Raw genomic sequence first — 18,779 nt, forward strand, 5'->3', positions numbered from 1 at the left:
GCGTGGGAGCATTCACCGCTGATGGACACCGCCCGCACCACCTGGCAGCCCCCCGCGCTCTGGCGCGCCGCCCAGCTGCTCGCCCGGGGCGTCGTCGCCCCCCTGGCCCGCCTCGAGGTCAGCGGGACGGTGCCCGAGGCGCTGCGGCGGGGGCCGCTGATCCTGGCCGCGAACCACCTCAGCCCCTTCGACCCGATCGTGCTCACCGCCGCCTGCCGGGCCCGCGGGGTCGCCCCCCGGATCATGGCCACCGGCGGACTCTTCCGCGCGCCGGTGATCGGGGCCCTGATGCGCCGCGCCGGACACCTCCGTGTCGACCGCGGCACCGCCGCCGTCGGCCGGGCGCTCGATGCCGCCGCCGCGGCGGTCGCCGCCGGCTCGGTGATCCTGGTCTACCCGGAGGGGCGCATCGGCCTGGATCCGGGTCTCTGGCCCGAGCGCGGCAAGACCGGGGCCGCCCGCCTCGCCTTCGCCTGCGGCGCCCCTGTCGTTCCGGTGGCCCAGTGGGGTTCGCACGAGGTGCTGCCCTACCGGGCGCCGAGAGGGTTGCTGAAAGGCGTGGCTCGGGCCCTGCTGCGCCGCCCGGTGATCCGGGTGCACTTCGGTGAGCCCGTCGACCTCGCCGGGCTGAGCCCGGGGACACCCGGTGCGGCCCGGCGCGCCACCGACCGGATCATCGACGCCATCACCGACGCGCTGGTCCCGCTGCGCCCGGACGAGCCCGACCGGCCCCGGCACGTCGACCCCGGTAGACCCGTCGACACCAGCCGCGCGCACCGCCGCAGGCGGCAAGGGTGAGACTGCCGCGCCGTCTCACCCTTGTCGTCCTGGCGCTGCTCGTCCTCGGCGGGGCCGGGTACGCCGGGCTACGTACCGCGTACCACCGGGCCAAGGACGAGCGTGACCTGATCGACTTGACCCGGCAGTCGCCATGGCCGCGGGAGCAGCTGCTGATCCCCGACGCGGTGGCCCGTCCCGGCAAGCGCAACGTCGCCTGGCTGCACCGTGGCGGCTTGGAGATCGCCTACGATCTCGACGTCGGCCACGGCCGTACCGTGCCGGTGGTGTGGGGGCTGCACGTCCCGCAACCCGGCACCGGGCTGCCCGAGGGAGTCGACTGCGGCTCGCCACTGTTGCGCACCTGCACCGACCTGGGTGGCGGCGAGACGCTGATCGTGACCCGCCGGACCGACAACAGCGACCCCTCCACCGGGCTCTACCGCACCGATGCGAACCGATCGCGGGCGGTCGAGGTGCAGGGGCCCGACCCGGTCGAGGTCGACGTGCTCCGCGCTGCGCTGGACCGGGTGCACCGGCCCACCGACGCCGAACTGCTGGAGCTGCTACGCCACGACGGTTACCAGACCGACTGGAGCTGATGCCGTCGAATCGCCGCAGCGCCCGCTTCGACGGTCAGCGGGCGGCGAGCCGGGCGTCGAGCGCGGCCAGGTCGGGCACGAACCAGACCTGGCCGTGCCGGTTGGACTCGGCCACCAGGGCGCGCAGCGCGCCGCTGGCCGCGAGGTGGGCGGAGATGTCGCCGACGACCGCGAGCCGCAGCCGGTAGTTGACGAACTTCTGCATGATCTCCCCGGCGAAGCGGGTGCCGAGGGAGAAGAAACTCGGGTCGAGTCGGGCCGCCGGCACGGCCACCAACTCCGCGCCGCCGAAGCCCGCGGTGCCGATCAGGTCGAGGGCCGCCTCGGTGGTGGCCAGGACCGGGCCGTCGGGGTCGCAGACCAGGACGGCCACGCCGTTTCGCTCCTGCAGTACGTCAGGCATCGGTGGCCTCCCCCGCGGAGAGGAAGTTGTCGCCGTGCAGCACGGCGTCGACCAGGCGCAGCAGGTCGGCGGTGCCGGCGGCATCGCCCAGAATCACGATCTTCAACCGGTGGCGCTCCTCGTCGTGAACGGTCTGCACCCGCAGCGGGCGGGCCGGGTCGTGGTGGGTGTTGACGCCGGCCAGCACGAAGGTGCCCAGCCGGTCGGCCGCCGCCCGGTCGACACCGTCGACCTGCACGATGCTGGACACCTCCAGCGTCGGCGCGCCGGCCGGCGACCCCGGTGCGGGCCGGCCGGTCAACGCGTCGAGGTCGGCGCGGGAGATCCGGTACTGCTTGCCGATCCGCGTCGCACGCAGACGGCCGGTGCGGATGTAGCCGCGCACGGTGCGTACGTGCAGGCCGAGCAGCTCAGCAACCTGCTCGACCGAGTACATGTCATCACTCATCGTTCCCGATAGTAGCCACGATAGGGAGCGATAGGGAAGTTCGTTGAAGGGATGCCGTCCGGTCACCCGAACGCCACCCGCGCCCGGCATACTGCCGATCGTGCACCTGCGTCATCCCTACCTCGACGCGCCCGCTCCCCTGGCGTTCGCGCACCGCGGCGGCGCGGCCGACGGGACCGAGAACACCGTCGAGGCGTTCGCCCGCGCCATCGGGCTCGGCTACCGGTACGTGGAGACGGATGTGCACGCCACCGCCGACGGTGTGCCGGTGATCTTCCACGACCCGACGCTGCGCCGGGTGACCGGCGAGCCGGGCCGCATCGCCGACCTGCGCTGGGCCGACCTCGCCTCGGTACGCGTCGGTGGCGCCGCGGTGGTACCCCGCCTCGACGAGGTCCTCGCCGGCTGGCCGGAGGTCCGGTTCAACGTCGACGTCAAGGCCGACGGCGGGGTCGTGCCGACCGTCGACACGGTCACCCGCACCGGGGCCGGCGACCGGGTGCTGCTCGCCTCGTTCAGCGACGCCCGGCTGACCCGGCTGCGCGCCCTGGCCGGGCCGAAGGTCGCCAGCAGCCTCGGCATGCGCGGAGTCGCCCGGCTGCGGATGGCCTCGCTGCACGGGCGGCCGCTGCGGCTGCCCCCGGCAGTGGTCGCGGCGCAGGTCCCCGTCCGGTACGGCCGCATCCCGGTGGTCGATCGGCGATTCCTCGCCTACTGCCACCGGATCGGGTTGCAGGTGCACGTCTGGACGATCGACGAACCCGCCGAGATGCACGACTTACTTGATCTTGGTGTGGATGGCATCATGACCGATCACGTCGGCGTGCTGCGCGACGTATACCGCAGCCGCGGCCACTGGGCCGCCTGACCCGGCGAGAGGACCCGATGGCCGACACCGTGACCCCCACGGCGCGCGACATCCCGCCCCCGGCGAGCACCCGCCGCGAACGCACCGGCTGGTACGCCTACGACTGGGCCAACTCGGCCTTCCAGACCACGGTCATCACGGTCTTCCTCGGTCCGTTCCTCACCACCGTCACCGAGCTGGCCGCCGGCTGCGAGCTCGGCGCGGACAGCTGCGACGGCTACGTGCATCCGCTCGGTATCCGGGTCGCCGCCGGCTCGTACTACCCGTACCTCATCTCGCTGTCGGTCTTCCTCACCGTCTTCGTGCTGCCGGTGATGGGCGCCATCGCCGACCGGTCGATGCACAAGAAGCGGCTGCTCGCCGGCGCGGCCTTCACCGGCGCCGGCGCGACCATCGCGATGGGCTTCGTCACCGGCGACCGGTACCTGCTCGGCGGGGCGCTCTTCCTGATCGCCAACATCAGCTTCGGCGCCGCGATCGTGGTCTACAACTCCTTCCTGCCGCAGCTCGGCGGCCCCGACGAGCGCGACGGCATCTCCAGCCGCGGCTGGGCGCTGGGCTACCTCGGCGGCGGCCTGCTGCTGGCGCTCAACCTGGTCGCGGTCACGATGTTCAGCCATGACGACAATCCGCAACGCACCCTGGACCTGGCCCGCTGGTCGATCGTCTCCGCCGGCGTTTGGTGGGCCGTGTTCACCCTGGTGCCGCTGCGCTGGCTGCGTGAACACCCCACCGCGGCGGCCATCGCGGCCCGGGGCGGCAATGTGCTCACCGACGGGTTCCGGCAGCTCGGCCGCACCCTGCGGGAGATCAAGGCGTACCCGCTGACCCTCTTCTTCCTGCTCGCCTTCCTGGTCTACAACGACGGCATCCAGACCGTCATCACCCTCGCCAGCCAGTACGGCACCGAGGAGCTGCGGCTGGAGCAGGACACCCTGATCGTCACCATCCTGCTGGTGCAGTTCCTCGCCTTCGGCGGGGCGCTGTCGCTCGGCGCGCTCGCGCGGCGCGTCGGCGCGTGGAAGACGGTGCTGCTCAGCCTGGTGCTCTGGACGGCGGTGATCATCGCCGCGTTCCGGCTGCCCGCCGAGGCGCCGCTGCCGTTCATGATTCTCGGCGCCGCGATCGGCCTGGTCCTCGGCGGCAGCCAGGCCCTGAGCCGATCACTGTTCAGCCAGCTCATCCCCACCGGCAAGGAGGGCGAGTACTACGGCTTCTACGAGATCAGCGACAAGGGCACCAGCTGGCTCGGGCCGCTCGCGTTCGGCCTGGTCTTCCAGCTGACGTCCTCGTACCGGGTGGGGCTGGTCTCACTGCTGATCTTCTTCGTGGTCGGGTTCCTGCTGCTGCTGGCCGTGCCGATCCGCCGGGCCATCGTGGCCGCCGGGAACACGCCGCCCCGGGTCCTGTAGCACGCCCGCCCGCGCGGTTCATGATCGTCCGGCCGGATGCAGGCCGGTCGATGGGTTAGGCTGCCCGACCGTGACTGACGACGCCGCTGCCGCACCCACCTGCCTGGCCCGCCCCTTCACCGGCCCGGACGACGCCCCCGCCGGGTGCGCGGTGGCGCGCGGCATGAACGGTCGCCCGCTGCACGCCGCGGCGCTCAAGTTCTTCTGGGGACCCATGGACTGCGGCAAGTCCACGATGGCGCTGCAGATGAACTACAACCACGCCCGGCAGGGGCGCCGGGGCCTCGTCACCACCCGCATCGACAGGTCCATGGGTGCGCAGGTCACCACCCGCATCGGCCTGGCACACTCCGCCATCGAGGTCACCGACGACCTCGACCTGCGGGCCCTGGTACGCGGCCGCTGGGACGAAGGCGTCCGCGTCGACTACCTCATCTGCGACGAGGCCAGCTTCTACACCGTCGAGCACGTCGAGCAGATGGCCGAACTGGTCGACAGCTACGACGTCGACGTGTACGCGTTCGGGCTGGCCACCGACTTCCGCTCCCACCTCTTTCCCGCCGCCCAGCGGCTCTTCGAACTCGCCGACGAGGTGGCGCGCATCCAGGTCGAGGTGCTCTGCTGGTGCGGACGGGAAGGGCTGCTCAACGCGCGGGTGGTCGACGGCCGGGTGGCCCGCGAGGGCGCGCAGGTCGTCATCGGCGACACCGTGGAGACCGCCGAGGTGCGCTACCAGGTGCTGTGCCGGCGGCACTACCGCAGCGGGGACCTCGGCCCCCGGCCCTGACCCGCCGACGACGGTGCCGGCAGACCCTAGAGGGGGTCACCGCAGACCCGCCAGCCACCGTCCTCCTGCACCACCGGCAGCTCACGCTGCTCACTCAGACCGCTCGCGCGGGTCAACTCGATGACCACCTTGCCGAGCGGGCGGCCACCCTCGGTGGTCACCGACACATCCACGATCTCGTAGTCCCGGACCTCCGGCGGGGTGCGCACCCAGCTCTCGAAGCCACCCTCGCTCCACTTCTTGCGGGCGTCCGCGCAGAGCCGGCCGTAGGCGCGGCCGGTGTCACCGAGGACGACCTCGCGCAGGAACTCGTCGGCGGTCTCCCGCACCGGACCGGCCGCCTGGGTGACCACCTGGAGGTTGCGCACCCCGAGGCCGGCCACCCCGATGCAGCACAGGACGACACCGACACCGGCGAACACCAGCCCGGCACGCATCGGACGGCTTCGCCGGGCCGGCCTGCTCCACGACTGCCCAGCGCCCACGCCCCGACGGTAGAGAACCGCAACGGGTCCGCGGGCGGCATTCGCCTCTGTCGCCGGCGCCACCGCATCGTCTACCGTCGGGCCACCACCCTCCGCCCGTGCCAGGAGCGCGCATGACCCGCTACGTGCAGCCGGTACCCGCCCCCGACGATCCGTACGGCAGCGACACGCTGCTGCGTTCCTGGCTGGAACGGCAGCTCGGCGCCGCGGGGCACGCCGCCGCCAAGGACCGGCTCGCCGACCTGGCCGCCGACGTGACCGGGCCGCTGCGCGCCGCGCACGCCGACGCCGAGGCGCACCCGCCGACGCTGGTCCGTTACGACCCGTGGGGGGCGCGCGTCGACCGGATCGACACGTCCCCCGGCTGGCAGGCGCAGCGCGCCGCCGCCGCCCGGCACGCCGTGGTGGCGCTGCCCCACCTGGAGTCGGCGCGGGGCACCTGGGGTGCCGCCGCACGCGTCGTCCAGCACGCCCTGCTGCACCTGTACGGGCCGGAGTCGGCCACCTTCTCCTGCCCGGTGGCCATGGCCGACGGCGCGGCGGCGCTGCTCAGCCTCCCGGAGGTCGACCCGGTGGTCCGCGACGCCTGGCTGCCCCGGCTGCTCTCCACCGACCCGGAGACGGCGATCACCAGCGGGCAGTGGATGACCGAGTCGCAGGGCGGCTCCGACCTGGGCCGGTCCAGCACCATCGGCCGCCCCGCCGCCGACGGCTCGTGGCGGCTGACCGGGGAGAAGTGGTTCTGCTCGGCCGCCGACTCGGCGATGGCGGTGGCGTTGGCCCGGCCGGAGGGGGCCGGGCGGGGCAGCCGGGTGCTCGCCCCGTTCCTGGTGCCCCGCTACGCCGCCGACTCGCCGCTGGCCGGTCCCGCCGCGCCGCTCGCCCCGGCGCCGGGGGTCAGCGTGCACCGGCTGAAGGAGAAGCTCGGTACGCGGGCGCTGCCGACCGCCGAGATCGGGCTGCGCGACGCGTACGCCCTGCCGTTGGGTGACCCGACCCGGCCCGGCCTGGTCCGGGCGATGACCCTGGTGGTGGTGACCCGGGTGCACAACGCGGCCGCCGCCGCCGGTGGGATGCGCCGCGGGCTGGCCTACGCGCGGGCGTACGCCTCGGCGCGGCACGTGGCCGGCGGAACGCTCGCGACGTCCCCGCTGCACCGGGCCACCCTCGGCGCCCTCGCGCTCGACGCGGCCGGCGCGTTCGTCCTCGCCGGGCACGCGTTCGCGCTGCTCGGCCGGGTGGAGGTGGGCGCCGACCCGGCCGCCGCCGCCGAGCTGCGCATCGTGGCGCCGCTGGCGAAGCTGGCCACCGGCCGGCTGGCGGTGAGCTCGGCCACCGAGTACGTGGAGAGCTTCGGCGGAGCCGGCTACGTGGAGGACACCGGCGTACCCCGGCTGCTGCGCGACGCGCAGGTGCTGCCGATCTGGGAGGGCACCACCAACGTGCTCGCCCTGGACGTGCTGCGCGCGGTCAGCCGCGAGGACGCCGGCCCGCCGCTGCTGCGCCGCCTCGACGCCGCCGCCGACCTGGCCCGGCCGCTCTCCCCCGTGCTGGCCGACACGCTCGCCGCCGTCACCGCCGAGCTGCGCGAACGCCTCGCCGCGGTCGCCGCCGACCCGCAGGCCGCAGCGGCGGTCGCCGGGGCGCGTGACCTGGCGCTGCGCCTCGCCCACGCGCTCACCACGGCGCTGCTGGTGGAGCACGCGGCGTGGGGCGACGAGCAGGCCGAGGTCGCCGCCCGGCTGTGGGCCCGCCGCCGGCTGCGGCACGAGGAGATCGCCGCCGACGCCCACCACCACCTGGAGCTGCTCGGCTGACGGCCGCTTCGGGTCTTTCGCAGCGACGGGGATGGTGCCGGTGGAGTCCGTCATCGAGTTGGGCGCGGAGCGGGGCGCCCCGCAGACCGAGCGGCGCACGTCGCCGACGTCTCGCTGGTGGCCGGTGAGCGCACTGCTGCTGCTCTGCGCGCTGCTGGGCGGCGCGGCCCCGCCAGCGGGGCTGACGGCCGTGGCTGGACCGATGCTGCCCGAACGCTCCGTGGTGCTCGGCGGAGGCGCGTCGCTGCTCGTCGTCGAGCCCGGCGCCGACCGGCCCTCGATGACCGCGTACGACCCGGCGACGCCGAACGGGCCACCGCGGTGGCGGGTGAGCGTGCCACCGGCGGCCGGCTGGTCCGCCGAGCCCGCCGGTGGCCTCCTGCTCGTCACCGAACGGGACGCGACGCGGCGGGCGGGCGGCACCACCGCCCGCTCCGCGGAGACCGGCGCACCGCGTTGGCGTCGGACGGATCGGGTGTACCCGGCCGGCGACGGTGCCGTGGCGGTGACCGAGGTGCGTAGCGTCAGCGACCCGGGGCGGCGGATCGAGGGCGCGGTGCGTGGGGTCGACCCGGCCACCGGGGCGACCCGCTGGACGGTGCCGTTGCCGTCCACCGCCGTGCTGGCGGTGCTGCCCGGCATGCCCGGCGCGGTGCTGGTGGTCCGCGACGACGGCCTGGCCCGGGTGTACGACGTCCGCGACGCGACGGTGCGCGGCGAGGGGCGGCTGCCGCCCGCCGACTACGCGCCCGGCAATCCGCAGGTGGTCGGGGACCGTCTGGTGCTGCGTCACCCCACGGCCGGCGGCGGCGAACTGGTCGGCTACGACCTGCCGGGGCTGACCGCACGCTGGCGGGCGCCGATCGACGGCGGGGAGGTGACGACCCGCGCCTGTCAGGGGCTGCTCTGCGCGCAGGACGGGCGCGACCGGTGGGCGCTCGACCCGGTCACCGGGGAGCGGGTGTGGACGTGGCCGGGCGGCGCCGCCTGGACGGTGGTGCCCGGCGGACGGGACGACAGCGGCCCGCCACTGCTGCTGCGGCCCATCGAGGACGGCCGGCGCGAACTGGTCGCCCGGGCGGGCCGGGACGGACCGGTCGTGGTCGGGGTGCTGCCGGTGGGCGTACGGGACTGCCGGGCGGTCGCCGGCGCGCTGGCGTGTCGCACGCCGGGCGGGCGGCTCACGGTCTGGGCCGTCTACGGTTCGATCAGACCGGCCCGGATCGCGTAGCGGGTCAGTTCGAGCCGGTCGCGCAGGCCGAGCTTCTGCAGCAGGTTCGCCCGGTGCCGCTCGACCGTCTTGACGCTGATGAAGAGCAGCCGGGCGATCTCCTTCGAGGAGTGGCCCTCGGCGACCAGCTTGAGGATCTCCTCCTCGCGCTCGGTTATCGCGCGGGCCGGGGCGTCCGCACCCTGCGCGCTGCGCTCCAGGTAGTTGCGGATCAACGCGTTGACCGCGCCGGGGTAGAGGAACGGCTCGTCGCGCATGGCGGCCCGGCAGGCCTCCACCAGATCCCGGTCGGCGACGGACTTGAGCACGTACCCGTTCGCGCCGGCCTTGAGCGCCTCGAAGAAGTACTGCTCGTTGTCGTACATGGTGAGGATCAGGATGCGCAGCTCCGGCTGCTGCCGGGCCAACTCCCGAGCGGCCTGCAGGCCGGTCATCCGAGGCATGGCGATGTCGAGGATGACCAGGTCGGGGCGTTCGGCGGCGGCGAGGCTGACCGCCTCCGCGCCGTCGCCCGCCTCCGCCACCACGGTCAGGTCGGGTTCGCTGTCGAGGATGAGCCGCACGCCACGGCGGACCAGGGCGTGGTCGTCGGCGAGCAGGATGCGGGTGGTCACGGGCGGTCGACCGCCCCGTCGACGGGTACGGTCAGCCGCACCTCGGTGCCCCCTGCGGGCGCCGGGCCGACGCTGAGGTGCGCGCCGATCAGCAGGGCCCGTTCCCGCATGCCGCGGATGCCGGCCCCCTCGGGCGCGCCGCCGATGCCCCGCCCGTTGTCGCGCACGCGCAGCCGGACGGACCCGCCGGGGTGCTCCAGGGACAGCTCGACAGCGGTGGCCTTGCCGTGCCGCACGGTGTTGGTCAGCGCCTCCTGGGCGACCCGGTAGATGACCAGCTCGGCCTCGTTGCCGAGGGCGGGCAGGTCCGTGGTGAGGTGCTGCTCGACGCCCAGGTCGCTGTGCCCGGTGACCTCGCTGGTGAGCGCCTTCAGGGCGCTGACCAGCCCCAGCTCCTCCAGCACCCCGGGGCGCAGGCGCCGGGCGATGCGCCGGATCTCGTCGAGGCTGTCGCGGGTGGTCTCCTGCACCCCGGCGAGTTGGGCGCGGATCGGTTCCGGGGCGTGCCGGGCCACCTGCTTGAGTTCGAGCAGCATCGCCGTGAGCGTCTGGCCCACCTCGTCGTGCAGCTCCTGGGAGACGCGGCGGCGTTCGGCCTCCTGGGCGGAGAGCGCGGCCGCCGCGCTGGCGGCCCGCTCCGCCTCCAGCCGGTCGATCATGGCGTTGAACGCGCGGATCAGCTCGGCGGTGCCGCCGTGACCGACGGCGACCAGGCGCGGCTCGGGCTGGAGCAGGTCGATGGTGGTCATGGCCCGCGCCAGCCGCCGCAGCGGGGCCAGGCCGACCCGCAGCAGCGCGGCGTTGGCGACCAGCATCGCCGCGAGACCGACCGTGAGGACGATCGCCTCGGTGAGCAGCACCGGGGTGGAGACGGTGACCGGGCCGAGCAGCAGCAGTGTCGCGGTGATCAGCACGGCGGCGTTGAGCAGGAAGATCCGCCAGAACAGCGACACCAGTAGGTCTCCTTCCCCCGCCGGCCGTCGGCCGGGCCGCGCTCGCGCTCCGGCACCATCCCGGTCAACCCTCCCGGCGCCGGGGGCCGGTGTAAATGCGTGTCGACACCCATTCGCCCGTGCCGGCGAATTCAATGCGGCGGGCGGGGCACGCGCGGCGGCGAGCCCGGTTCGCCGTACGCGACCGGCACCGCCAGCATGGCACGACCTGCGGCGGGCAGCGGACGGGGCCGTCACCCGGACGCCGCGCCGCGTGGCCTCGCCGAATGCGGATCTGCAGGTCAACACCGGCGGCAAATGGGTGTCAGACCCGATGTCGGGCGGCGGCCCGGCCGGATGAACTTGCACCAGGAGGCCGGGCGTGACGCCCGGTCCGTAACCCGCCGCCACCCCGACGGCCCTCCCCGGTGGTCCCGAGCCCGCCGGGGAGGGCCCTGGTGGTCCGACCCCACCGGAGGTCCCCGTGATCGCAGTATCGAAACGACAGGTACCGGCGGCGCGTCCGCCCGCAGCCGCGCAGACGCGTCCCGGCGCCGAGCACGGTCCCCCGGGTCGGCGCCCGTGAGTACCTGGCCCGCAATCGCCGCCACCGTGATCTTCGCGGTGGCGTTCCTGTTCATCGCCACCGAGAAGATCAATCGGGTGGCGGTGGTGCTGGGTGCCGCCGGCCTGATGGCCCTGCTCGGCCTGGTGCCGGGCTCGGAGGTCTTCTACTCCCATCACGCCGGGATCGACTGGGACGTCATCTTCCTGCTCCTCGGCATGATGATCATCGTTGGGGTGATCAAACAAACCGGCGTCTTCGAGTTCCTCGCGATCTGGGCGGCGCAACGCTCGCAGGGCCGGCCCTACCGGCTGATGGTGCTGCTCGTGACGATCACCGGGCTCGCCTCACCGGTCCTGGACAACGTCACGACGGTCATGCTGGTCGCGCCGATCACCATCTCGGTCTGCCGCCGGCTCGGCATCTCCGCCGTCCCGTACCTGATCGCCGAGGTGCTGGCGTCGAACATCGCGGGCGCCTCCACCCTCATCGGTGACCCGCCGAACATCATCATCGGCAGCCGCGCCGGGCTGAGCTTCAACGACTTCCTGCTGCACATGGCCCCGGTCGCCCTGCTCATGTTCCTGGCGTTCCTCGTACTGGCGCGGTTCATGTTCCGCCGGTCGTTCGAGTACCACCCGGAGCGGTTCGCGGCCGTACGCGACATGGACGCCCGCGCCGCGATCACCGACCCGGCGATGCTGACCCGCAGCCTGGTCGTGCTGGTGCTGGTGATGGCCGCCTTCGCGCTGCACACCGTGATCGGTGTCGGCGTGGCGATCATCGCCCTGGTCGGCGCCGGCGTGATGGTCCTCGTCACCCGCGCCGACACCGCGAAGTACGTGGCGGAGGTCGAGTGGCCGACCCTCGTGTTCTTCCTCGGCCTGTTCGTCATGGTCGCCGGTCTCACCGAGACCGGGGTGATCGAGCAGATCGGGCGGTGGGCGACCGACGCCGTCGGCGAGAGCTGGTTCGCCGGAGCGACAAGCCTCATCTTCGGTTCGGCGGTGCTCGGCGCGTTCTTCGACAACATTCCGTACACGGCGACGATGGCACCGATCGTGGAGAACATCGTCGCCGGGGCGGACCCGCAGACCGGGCAGGCGCTGTGGTGGTCCTTCGCCCTCGGCGCCGACCTGAGCGGCAACGGCACCGCCGTCGCGGCCAGCGCGAACATCGTGGTGCTGGGCATCGCCGCCCGCGCCGGCCAACCGATCAGCTTCTGGCAGTTCACCCGGTACGGCATCGTCACCACGGTGCTGACCACGCTGATCGCCTGGGGATACGTGTGGCTGCGCTACTTCGCCTGAGGACGCCGGAGGCGCAAGGGAGGCCACGGTGACGCTGACCGAGCTGTACGTGGTGCTGGCCGTCGGCACCGGCGTCGTCCTGGTCAGCGTCACCGCGGCGCGGCTCGCCACCCGGCTGGGCATGCCGGTGCTGCTGGCGTACCTCGGGGTGGGTCTGCTGCTGGGCCAGGACGGGCTCGGCCTGCCGTTCGACGACGCCGCCCTGGCCCAGGCGCTGGGCCTCGCCGCGCTCGCGGTCATCCTGGTCGAGGGGGGTTTGACCACCGACGTCAAGCACGTCCGGCCGGTCCTGGCCCCGGCGACCGTGCTGGCCACCCTGGGCGTCCTGGTCAGCGTGGCGCTCACCGCGGTCGCGGCGTACCTGCTGCTGGACATCGGCTGGCAGACGGCGCTGCTGCTCGGCGCGATCGTCTCCTCCACCGACGCCGCGGCGGTCTTCTCGGTGCTGCGGTCGGTACCGCTACCCAAGCGGCTGACCAGCCTCGTCGAGGCCGAGTCGGGCCTCAACGACGCCCCGACGTTCATCCTGGTGCTCACCTTCAGCGCGACCGGGCTGGAGGCGATCGAGCCGCTGCCGCTGCTCGCCGCCATGATCTTCCAACTCGCCGCCGGTGGGGCGATCGGGCTGGCCGTCGGCGCGGCCGGGGTGTGGCTGCTGCGCCGCCTCACGCTGCCCACCTCCGGGCTGCACCCGATCGCGATCGTGGGCTGCGGGGTGCTCGCCTACGCCGTCGCCGGGCTGACGCAGACCAGCGGCTTCCTCGCCGCCTACCTGGCCGGTCTCGTCCTGGGCAACGCGGGCCTGCCGCACCGGCGCGCCACCCGGTCGGTCGCCGAGGGGCTCGGCTGGATCGCCCAGATCGGGCTCTTCGTGATGCTCGGGCTGCTGGTCACGCCGAGCGAGCTCGCCTCGAGCGTGGTCCCGGCGCTGGTGGTCGGCGCGGCCCTGCTCCTGTTCGCGCGGCCCGCGTCGGTGCTGCTGTCGCTGGCGGCGTTCCGCGTGCCGCTGCGGGAGCAGGTCTTCCTCTCCTGGGCGGGGCTGCGGGGCGCCGTGCCGATCGTGCTGGCCACCATTCCGGTCGTCGCCGGCTCGCCCGGCAGCGACCGGGTGTTCAACATCGTGTTCCTGCTCGTCGTCGTCTTCACCGTCATCCAGGCGCCGGCGCTGCCCTGGCTGGCGCGGCGGCTGCGGCTCACCCCGCACGACGTGGGGCCCGACCTGCAGGTCGAGCTGGCGCCGCTGGACGCGATGGACGCCGACCTGATCCACGTCACCGTCGAGCCCGGATCCCGTTTGCAGGGCGTGTACCTGCCGGAGCTGCGGCTGCCCCCGCCGGCCGCGACCACCCTCGTGGTGCGCGGTCCGGACACGTTCGTGCCCGACGAGCACACCCGGCTGCGAGTCGGGGACCAGCTCGTCGTGCTCACCACCCCGAGGGTGCGGGAGGCCACCGAGCGGCGGCTGCGGGCCGTCGCCCGCGGCGGCCGGCTGGCCGGCTGGTTCGGCGAGACCGGTGACCCCGAGCCCACCAGCCCGACCGGCAGGAGGCGACAGTGCACATCGAACGCGTGATGCTGCCCGGCATCGGCGTCGGCTACACCCTGCGCACGGCACAGGGGCAGTTCGTCGGCGTCGTACGTCACCGTGGCGGACGCCGGGACCTCCTCCTCTACGCGGCCGGCGACCCGGACACCGTGGAGCGGTCGCTCGCGCTCACCGACGCGGAGGCCCGGGAGCTGGGCGGGCTGCTGCACCCGGTGGCCACCGTCGAGCACGTACCCGAACTGGAGCGCGGAGCAGGGTCGCTGACGGTGGCCGCCGTGCCGGTCACCGCCGCGTCGCCGTACGTCGGCCGCCCGCTGGGCGAGGTGGCCGCGCGCGTCCGCGGCGTCACCGTGGTCGCCGTGCTCTCCGCGGGCCGGACGACCACCGCGCCCGGCGCGGAGCACCGCATCACCAACGGCGACGCCCTGGTCGTCGCGGGCACCGCGGAGGGAGTCGGCGCGCTGAGCCGCCGACTCACCCCGGAAGTTCCGTGACCCTCTTCCGCAGGTACCTGACAGGAGATGTCAGGTACCTGCGGCAGGCTGCCGAACATGACAGTGAAAGCCGACCTCGCGATGGTCAACCTCGACAGCTCCGACCCGGCCGCGCACGCCGCCTTCTACCACCGGGTGCTGGGTTGGGAGATCACGCACAGCCAGCCGGAGTACGCGATGATCAGCGGCGGTGGCGTGGCCATCGGCTTCGGGCTCGTCGAGGCGTACCAGCCGCCATCCTGGCCGGACACCACCAGCGGCAAGCGCTACCACCTCGACGTCTACGTCGACGACCTCGCCCAGGCCGAGAAGGAGTTCGTCACCGCGGGCGCCACGAAGCCGCAGTTCCAGCCCGGCGACGGGCGGTGGGTGGTGCTCGTCGACCCGATCGGGCAGCCGTTCTGCATCTGCCCCCGACCCCAGGGCTGACCGCCGCGGGCGCGGCTCACCCGGTCGCGATGCCGGGTCAGCCGCGCCGCCGGGACCGGGCGGCCCAGATGACGTACGCCGGATCGCGGTCGAGGTTGTGCCGGTCCCGGTCGTAGCGACGGGTGGTACGCGGATCCGCGTGCCCCATCGCGTCCTGCACGTCCTCCAGCGGCACCCCCTCGGCGCGGGCCGTGGTGGCGAAGGCGTGCCGCAGCGAGTGCGGGGAGAGCTTCGCCCACGCCGGGATGCCGGCCGCGCGGGCCAGCCGGCGCACGAGCCGGAACACCGCGTGCCGGTCCAGCCGGCCACCGGAGCCGGTGACCAGCAGCGGCCCGGTCAGCTCCGTCACCGGCACGCCGGTCGCCGCGGCGCGCTGCGCCAGGTAGTCGTCCACCGCATAGGAGGTGCCCGGGGTCAGCGCGCGGCGGCGCTGCCGGCCGCCCTTGCCGGTGAACCGCACGCTGCGGTGTCCCCGCTCCGCGCCTAGGTCGGTGACGTCGAGCGAGACGAGTTCGCCCACCCGCAGGCCGAGATCGGCCAGCAGCGCCACGGCGGCCCGGTTGCGGGACGCCGTGGGGCCGGTCTCCGCCTCCGCGGCGGCCAGCAGGGCGTCGACCTCCTCGGGGGTGAGCCCGACCGTCGCCGAGTGGTCCCGGTCGACGCGGGGACGGTCCGCGCCGGCCACCGGGTTCGCGTCGACCGCGCGCAGCTTCGCCAGGAAGTCGTACCAGCTGGAGAGGGCGGAGAGCTTGCGGGCCACGCTGGCCGGGGTCAGCGGCCGACCGGTGCGCGCGTTGCGGGTGTTCTCCAGGTCCCGGGCGTACTCGTTGACGTGCAGGAAGCTCGCCCGCAGCGGATTCAGTTCCCGCTCCGTGCACCAGCCGAGCCAGCCGGCGATGTCCCGCCGGTACGCCTCGCGGGTGTGCGCCGAGAGTCGACGGTTGTGCAGCCAGGCCTCGGTGAACTCCGTGGGACCGGCGGGCAGGGCGGGGTTGGTCGACGGTCGGGCCAGCGCCGGGGCCTCGGGGAGAACCATGTGAAAAAGGTTCTCAGATTCGGATGGGTGAGCCGGTGAGGCGCGCCCGAACAAGATTGTCGGGGACGGCGGATACCGTCGGACGGTGCGTGCGAGCCGGCTTGTGTCCCTGCTGCTGTTCCTGCAGACCCGGGGCCGGATGACGGCGCAGGAGCTGGCCGACGCGCTGGAGGTGTCGGTGCGGACCGTCTACCGGGACGTGGAGGCGCTCGGCGCGTCCGGGGTGCCGGTCTACGCCGAGCGCGGGCCGGCCGGCGGTTACCGGCTGCTCGACGGCTACCGCACCCGGCTGACCGGGATGACCCCGGCCGAGGTCGAGGCCCTCTTCCTGGCGGGCATGCCCGGTCCCGCGGCCGAGCTGGGGCTGGGGTCGGTGCTCGCCGCCGCCGAGCTGAAGATGCGGGCCGCCCTGCCCGCCGAACTCTCCGACCGGGGTGGGCGGATCCGGCAACGCTTCCACCTGGACGCGCCGACCTGGTTCCGCGAGCCGGAGCCCACCCCGCACCTGCCCGCGCTGGCCGAGGCGGTCTGGTCGGACCGCCGGGTCCGGGTGCGCTACCGGCGGTGGCGGGCGCCGCGAGAGGTGAGTCGCGTCCTCGACCCGTTCGGACTGGTGCTCAAGGCCGGCCGGTGGTATCTGGTCGCCGCCGTCGACGGCGCGGTACGGACCTACCGCGTCGGGGCGATCCTTGAGCTGGTCACGCTCGACGAGCCGGTGCACCGGCCGGACGGATTCGACCTGGCCCGCTGCTGGCGGGAGCACGCCGACCGCTACGAACAGGGCGTCTACCGGGCACAGGCCCGCGTCCGGATGACCGCAGCGGCGCTGGAGCTGATGCCGTTCGTCTTCCCGCCGGCGATGAGCCGGGCCGCCCGGTCGGCGGCCGGCGAACCGGACGCCGCCGGATGGCTGCTCACCACCGTGCCGATCGAGTCGGTCAAGCACGGCCACATCGAGCTGCTCAAGCTCGGCGCCGAGGTGGAGGTGATCGACCCACCGGAGCTGCGCGAGCGGTTCACCGCCACGGCGCACCGGCTCGCCGCGCTCTACCCGGCGCCGCCGCAGTGACGGCACCAGGCCCGGTGGAACCAGCCGATCGAGCCTCCCACATCCTGCGGCTCGCAACCGTCTGACCGGCACGCGCGCGGGCCGACCCGCTGGTCAGCGTCGAACGGGCACGGCCGACACCCGGCGGTGGCCGCGTTCGTCACCGCGATCCGCGGCGCGACCGAGGAGTTCCTGGCGAGTTGAACTCCGGATGCTCGGCGCCGGGAGGCGGGGAACTGCGGGGGCGGAACGCCCGAACCGGACGCCCCGCCCCCGCGTTGTGTCAGGCGTTGATCTGCTTGTGTCCTTCCCCGCGCGAGACCACGGGCACCCGCCGCGGCTTGGCCCGCTCCGCCACCGGAATCCGCAGCGTGAGCACGCCGTTCTCGTAGCCCGCCTCGAGCTGGTCGGCGTCGAGGGTGTCGCCGAGGAAGAGTTGCCGGGTGAAGAGCCCCATCGGCCGCTCGGCGGCGACGAGCTCCACCTTGTCGTCGGTGGGGCGGCGCCGCTCGGCGCGGACGGTCAACACGTTGCGCTCCACCGTGCAGTCGATGCTCTCCGGGTCGACACCGGGCAGGTCGAACGCCGCGTAGAAGAAGTCGCCGTCGCGGTAGGCGTCCATGTGCATCACCGCCGGGCGGGCGGTGGTGCCGAGGAACTGCTCGGCGAGCCGGTCTATCTCACGGAACGGGTCGGTGCGCATCAGCATGTCGGTCTCCTCGGTCTCCAGTCCGAAGGGTTCAGGTTGAGCCTGCCTGACTCAACTTCCGCCTTCTTTGATACCGCGATCCGTCCACACCGTCAACCGCTGCGCCAGCAGAGGGTCGCACGGCCCGCACCATCACCGCTCAGGGTCGGTGGTAGACGCCCTGCTGCCGGGTGAGCAGCAGCTCGTCCACCAGGTAGCGGCGCAGCGTGACATGGTCGGAGCCGCCGTCGGCGCACCACGGGCGCAGGGCATCGTTCACCGCGCTCTCCGGGTACGGGGTGTCCGTCGCGAACGACCGCTGCGCGATGTGTTCAAGCACGATTCGTCGCCGGGCCCGCTGCGCCGGCAGGCCCACCAGCACCCCGTCGCGGACGAAGGTGTGCAGCACCGTCTCCTCACGACTCGCCGCGGGGCGGGTCGGGTGCGGCGTGCGGGCCAGTTCACGCAGCCGCGCCTCGTCGAGGGTGACCACGCCACCGACGTCGACGACCAGGCCCGCCGCGGCGAGCCGGCGGAGCGCGGTCACCGCCTCCCGCGCGGGCACTCCGGCGCGCTCGGCGATCTGGGCCGTGTCGGTCGCGCCCAGCGCGATCGCGGCGAAGACGCGTCGGCGTACGTCATCGGCGAGCGCGCCGGCGAGAACATGTGCCGTCATGCCGGTCACCCTGCCAGCGGTGGCCGGTGACCCGCCACACGATTTTTGGCGCGCCGGTCAGTCGGCCGGCTGCTCGGCGGCGAGCAGGACGCGGCGCAGCAGGTCGGAGAGGAGACGTCGCTCGCCCGGGTCGAGCACGCCGAGCAGCCGCTGCTCCTCGGCGCCTCGGACGTCCAGCGCGCCCCGCCAGGCGGCGCGCCCGGCGTCGGTGAGCGCCACGTCCACCCGCCGCCGATCGGTGCTGGAGGGGATCCGTTCGACGAAGCCCCGCCGCACCAGCGAGTCCACGCGAGCGGTGATCGAGGCCGGTGCGACGCCGAGGTCCTCGGCGAGCTCGGAGGGGGCGGCCCGACCCTGGCGACCGGCGAGCGCGTGCAGGGTGTCGTACTCGTGCGCCGGCAGGTCCACATCGGCGAGCGCCCGCTCCTTCACGGCGCGCAGGTGCCGGGTGAGCAGCTGCATCCGCGTCACCGCGGCCTCCACGTCCGGATCGAGGTCGGGCAGTACGGGCAGCCAGCGTCGCACGTGCCGGTCGGCGCGGTCGGGCATCGTCACAGCGCGATAGTACTGCGGTAACAAAATATTCATTGCCGAAATATTCGGTGTCGAAG

21 protein-coding genes are annotated in these 18,779 nt (G+C 73.7%); 12 read left to right on the plus strand and 9 right to left on the minus strand.

The window, feature by feature from the left end; translation table 11 throughout:
• The first annotated feature begins 21 nt into the window (after positions 1–21).
• Positions 22–798, plus strand: a complete 777-nt coding sequence (locus tag D7147_RS11640; protein ID WP_120676571.1) for a lysophospholipid acyltransferase family protein — start codon at positions 22–24, stop codon at positions 796–798.
• The gene (locus D7147_RS11645) at positions 795–1,379 is read left to right on the plus strand and encodes a hypothetical protein (RefSeq protein WP_120676573.1); all 585 of its coding nucleotides are present in this window, start codon (positions 795–797) and stop codon (positions 1,377–1,379) included. Before D7147_RS11640 ends, D7147_RS11645 begins: the two co-directional genes overlap by 4 nt.
• A 34-nt stretch (positions 1,380–1,413) precedes the next feature.
• On the opposite strand, the gene D7147_RS11650 is transcribed toward D7147_RS11645, so the two are convergent.
• Complete coding sequence (locus tag D7147_RS11650) at positions 1,414–1,782, minus strand: DUF4180 domain-containing protein (protein WP_120676575.1); 369 nt, start codon at positions 1,780–1,782, stop codon at positions 1,414–1,416.
• Positions 1,775–2,230: a helix-turn-helix domain-containing protein gene (locus D7147_RS11655; protein WP_233563084.1), complete on the minus strand. Its 456-nt coding sequence runs from the start codon at positions 2,228–2,230 to the stop codon at positions 1,775–1,777. Before D7147_RS11655 ends, D7147_RS11650 begins: the two co-directional genes overlap by 8 nt.
• 100 nt (positions 2,231–2,330) lie before the next feature.
• Here D7147_RS11655 and D7147_RS11660 point away from each other — a divergent pair, with 100 nt between their 5' ends.
• The 3 genes from D7147_RS11660 to D7147_RS11670 all read left to right on the plus strand — a co-directional run bounded on the left by D7147_RS11660 (position 2,331) and on the right by D7147_RS11670 (position 5,297).
• Positions 2,331–3,098 carry a glycerophosphodiester phosphodiesterase gene (locus D7147_RS11660; RefSeq protein WP_120676579.1) on the plus strand — a complete coding sequence of 256 codons (768 nt, stop codon included), beginning with the start codon at positions 2,331–2,333 and terminating at the stop codon, positions 3,096–3,098.
• Between the two features lie 17 nt (positions 3,099–3,115).
• The gene (locus D7147_RS11665) at positions 3,116–4,510 is read left to right on the plus strand and encodes an MFS transporter (RefSeq protein ID WP_120676581.1); all 1,395 of its coding nucleotides are present in this window, start codon (positions 3,116–3,118) and stop codon (positions 4,508–4,510) included.
• 70 nt (positions 4,511–4,580) lie between these two features.
• On the plus strand, positions 4,581–5,297 hold the full coding sequence (locus D7147_RS11670) for a thymidine kinase (RefSeq protein ID WP_120676584.1): 717 nt from the start codon (positions 4,581–4,583) through the stop codon (positions 5,295–5,297).
• 26 nt (positions 5,298–5,323) lie between these two features.
• On the opposite strand, the gene D7147_RS11675 is transcribed toward D7147_RS11670, so the two are convergent.
• On the minus strand, positions 5,324–5,782 hold the full coding sequence (locus D7147_RS11675) for an Rv0361 family membrane protein (RefSeq protein ID WP_407663329.1): 459 nt from the start codon (positions 5,780–5,782) through the stop codon (positions 5,324–5,326).
• A 113-nt stretch (positions 5,783–5,895) separates the two neighbouring features.
• On the opposite strand from D7147_RS11675, the gene D7147_RS11680 reads away from it, so the two are divergent.
• Positions 5,896–7,599, plus strand: coding sequence for an acyl-CoA dehydrogenase family protein (locus D7147_RS11680; RefSeq protein ID WP_120676588.1), 1,704 nt, complete (start codon positions 5,896–5,898; stop codon positions 7,597–7,599).
• A gap of 40 nt (positions 7,600–7,639) precedes the next feature.
• Complete coding sequence (locus tag D7147_RS11685; protein ID WP_147437387.1) at positions 7,640–8,830, plus strand: outer membrane protein assembly factor BamB family protein; 1,191 nt, start codon at positions 7,640–7,642, stop codon at positions 8,828–8,830.
• Here D7147_RS11685 and D7147_RS11690 read toward each other — a convergent pair.
• Both D7147_RS11690 and D7147_RS11695 read right to left on the minus strand, forming a co-directional pair.
• Positions 8,797–9,444, minus strand: coding sequence for a response regulator (locus tag D7147_RS11690; protein WP_120676592.1), 648 nt, complete (start codon positions 9,442–9,444; stop codon positions 8,797–8,799). The two genes, D7147_RS11685 and D7147_RS11690, sit on opposite strands and share 34 nt — an antisense overlap.
• Positions 9,441–10,397: a HAMP domain-containing sensor histidine kinase gene (locus tag D7147_RS11695; protein WP_120676594.1), complete on the minus strand. Its 957-nt coding sequence runs from the start codon at positions 10,395–10,397 to the stop codon at positions 9,441–9,443. The genes D7147_RS11690 and D7147_RS11695 overlap by 4 nt, the downstream gene beginning before the upstream one ends.
• A gap of 561 nt (positions 10,398–10,958) precedes the next feature.
• Here D7147_RS11695 and D7147_RS11700 point away from each other — a divergent pair.
• Genes D7147_RS11700 through D7147_RS11715 form a run of 4 tightly spaced genes read left to right on the plus strand, consistent with a single transcriptional unit; the run spans position 10,959 to position 14,720 of the window.
• A complete protein-coding gene (locus D7147_RS11700; RefSeq protein ID WP_233563085.1) occupies positions 10,959–12,251 on the plus strand; it encodes an ArsB/NhaD family transporter in 1,293 nt (430 codons plus the stop codon).
• A 28-nt stretch (positions 12,252–12,279) separates the two neighbouring features.
• Positions 12,280–13,824 (plus strand): potassium/proton antiporter, encoded by a 1,545-nt coding sequence (locus D7147_RS11705; RefSeq protein WP_120676598.1) that lies wholly within the window; start codon positions 12,280–12,282, stop codon positions 13,822–13,824.
• Positions 13,806–14,291 (plus strand): cation:proton antiporter regulatory subunit, encoded by a 486-nt coding sequence (locus D7147_RS11710; RefSeq protein ID WP_120676600.1) that lies wholly within the window; start codon positions 13,806–13,808, stop codon positions 14,289–14,291. The genes D7147_RS11705 and D7147_RS11710 overlap by 19 nt, the downstream gene beginning before the upstream one ends.
• 57 nt (positions 14,292–14,348) lie before the next feature.
• A complete protein-coding gene (locus D7147_RS11715; RefSeq protein WP_120676602.1) occupies positions 14,349–14,720 on the plus strand; it encodes a VOC family protein in 372 nt (123 codons plus the stop codon).
• A gap of 37 nt (positions 14,721–14,757) precedes the next feature.
• Here the strand turns inward: D7147_RS11715 and D7147_RS11720 are convergent, their stop codons facing one another.
• Entirely contained in the window at positions 14,758–15,756 is a 999-nt protein-coding gene (locus D7147_RS11720) for a tyrosine-type recombinase/integrase (RefSeq protein ID WP_120676604.1), read from the minus strand.
• Positions 15,757–15,841: 85 nt separating this feature from the next.
• Between D7147_RS11720 and D7147_RS11725 the strand changes: the two genes are divergently transcribed.
• Positions 15,842–16,825, plus strand: coding sequence for a helix-turn-helix transcriptional regulator (locus tag D7147_RS11725; protein WP_120676606.1), 984 nt, complete (start codon positions 15,842–15,844; stop codon positions 16,823–16,825).
• A 262-nt stretch (positions 16,826–17,087) separates the two neighbouring features.
• On the opposite strand, the gene D7147_RS11730 is transcribed toward D7147_RS11725, so the two are convergent.
• The 3 genes from D7147_RS11730 to D7147_RS11740 all read right to left on the minus strand — a co-directional run bounded on the left by D7147_RS11730 (position 17,088) and on the right by D7147_RS11740 (position 18,717).
• The gene (locus tag D7147_RS11730; RefSeq protein WP_120676608.1) at positions 17,088–17,513 is read right to left on the minus strand and encodes an Hsp20/alpha crystallin family protein; all 426 of its coding nucleotides are present in this window, start codon (positions 17,511–17,513) and stop codon (positions 17,088–17,090) included.
• Between the two features lie 139 nt (positions 17,514–17,652).
• Positions 17,653–18,168, minus strand: a complete 516-nt coding sequence (locus tag D7147_RS11735; protein WP_120676807.1) for a DUF2087 domain-containing protein — start codon at positions 18,166–18,168, stop codon at positions 17,653–17,655.
• A gap of 57 nt (positions 18,169–18,225) precedes the next feature.
• Entirely contained in the window at positions 18,226–18,717 is a 492-nt protein-coding gene (locus D7147_RS11740; RefSeq protein WP_120676809.1) for a MarR family winged helix-turn-helix transcriptional regulator, read from the minus strand.
• Between the last annotated feature and the right edge of the window lie 62 nt (positions 18,718–18,779).

The organism is Micromonospora musae, from assembly GCF_003626545.1.
In the GTDB taxonomy this organism is placed as follows: Bacteria; Actinomycetota; Actinomycetes; order Mycobacteriales; family Micromonosporaceae; genus Micromonospora; species Micromonospora musae.

Excerpts from the sequence above, each read along its gene's own strand:
- D7147_RS11715 (WP_120676602.1), top strand. The coding sequence starts at position 14,349 with ATGACAGTGAAAGCCGACCTCGCGATGGTCAACCTCGACAGCTCCGAC.
- D7147_RS11665 (WP_120676581.1), top strand. The coding sequence starts at position 3,116 with ATGGCCGACACCGTGACCCCCACGGCGCGCGACATCCCGCCCCCGGCG.
- D7147_RS11650 (WP_120676575.1), bottom strand. The coding sequence starts at position 1,782 with ATGCCTGACGTACTGCAGGAGCGAAACGGCGTGGCCGTCCTGGTCTGC.
- D7147_RS11740 (WP_120676809.1), bottom strand. The coding sequence starts at position 18,717 with ATGCCCGACCGCGCCGACCGGCACGTGCGACGCTGGCTGCCCGTACTG.
- D7147_RS11735 (WP_120676807.1), bottom strand. The coding sequence starts at position 18,168 with ATGACGGCACATGTTCTCGCCGGCGCGCTCGCCGATGACGTACGCCGA.
- D7147_RS11655 (WP_233563084.1), bottom strand. The coding sequence starts at position 2,230 with ATGAGTGATGACATGTACTCGGTCGAGCAGGTTGCTGAGCTGCTCGGC.
- D7147_RS11640 (WP_120676571.1), top strand. The coding sequence starts at position 22 with ATGGACACCGCCCGCACCACCTGGCAGCCCCCCGCGCTCTGGCGCGCC.
- D7147_RS11680 (WP_120676588.1), top strand. The coding sequence starts at position 5,896 with ATGACCCGCTACGTGCAGCCGGTACCCGCCCCCGACGATCCGTACGGC.
- D7147_RS11730 (WP_120676608.1), bottom strand. The coding sequence starts at position 17,513 with ATGCTGATGCGCACCGACCCGTTCCGTGAGATAGACCGGCTCGCCGAG.
- D7147_RS11720 (WP_120676604.1), bottom strand. The coding sequence starts at position 15,756 with ATGGTTCTCCCCGAGGCCCCGGCGCTGGCCCGACCGTCGACCAACCCC.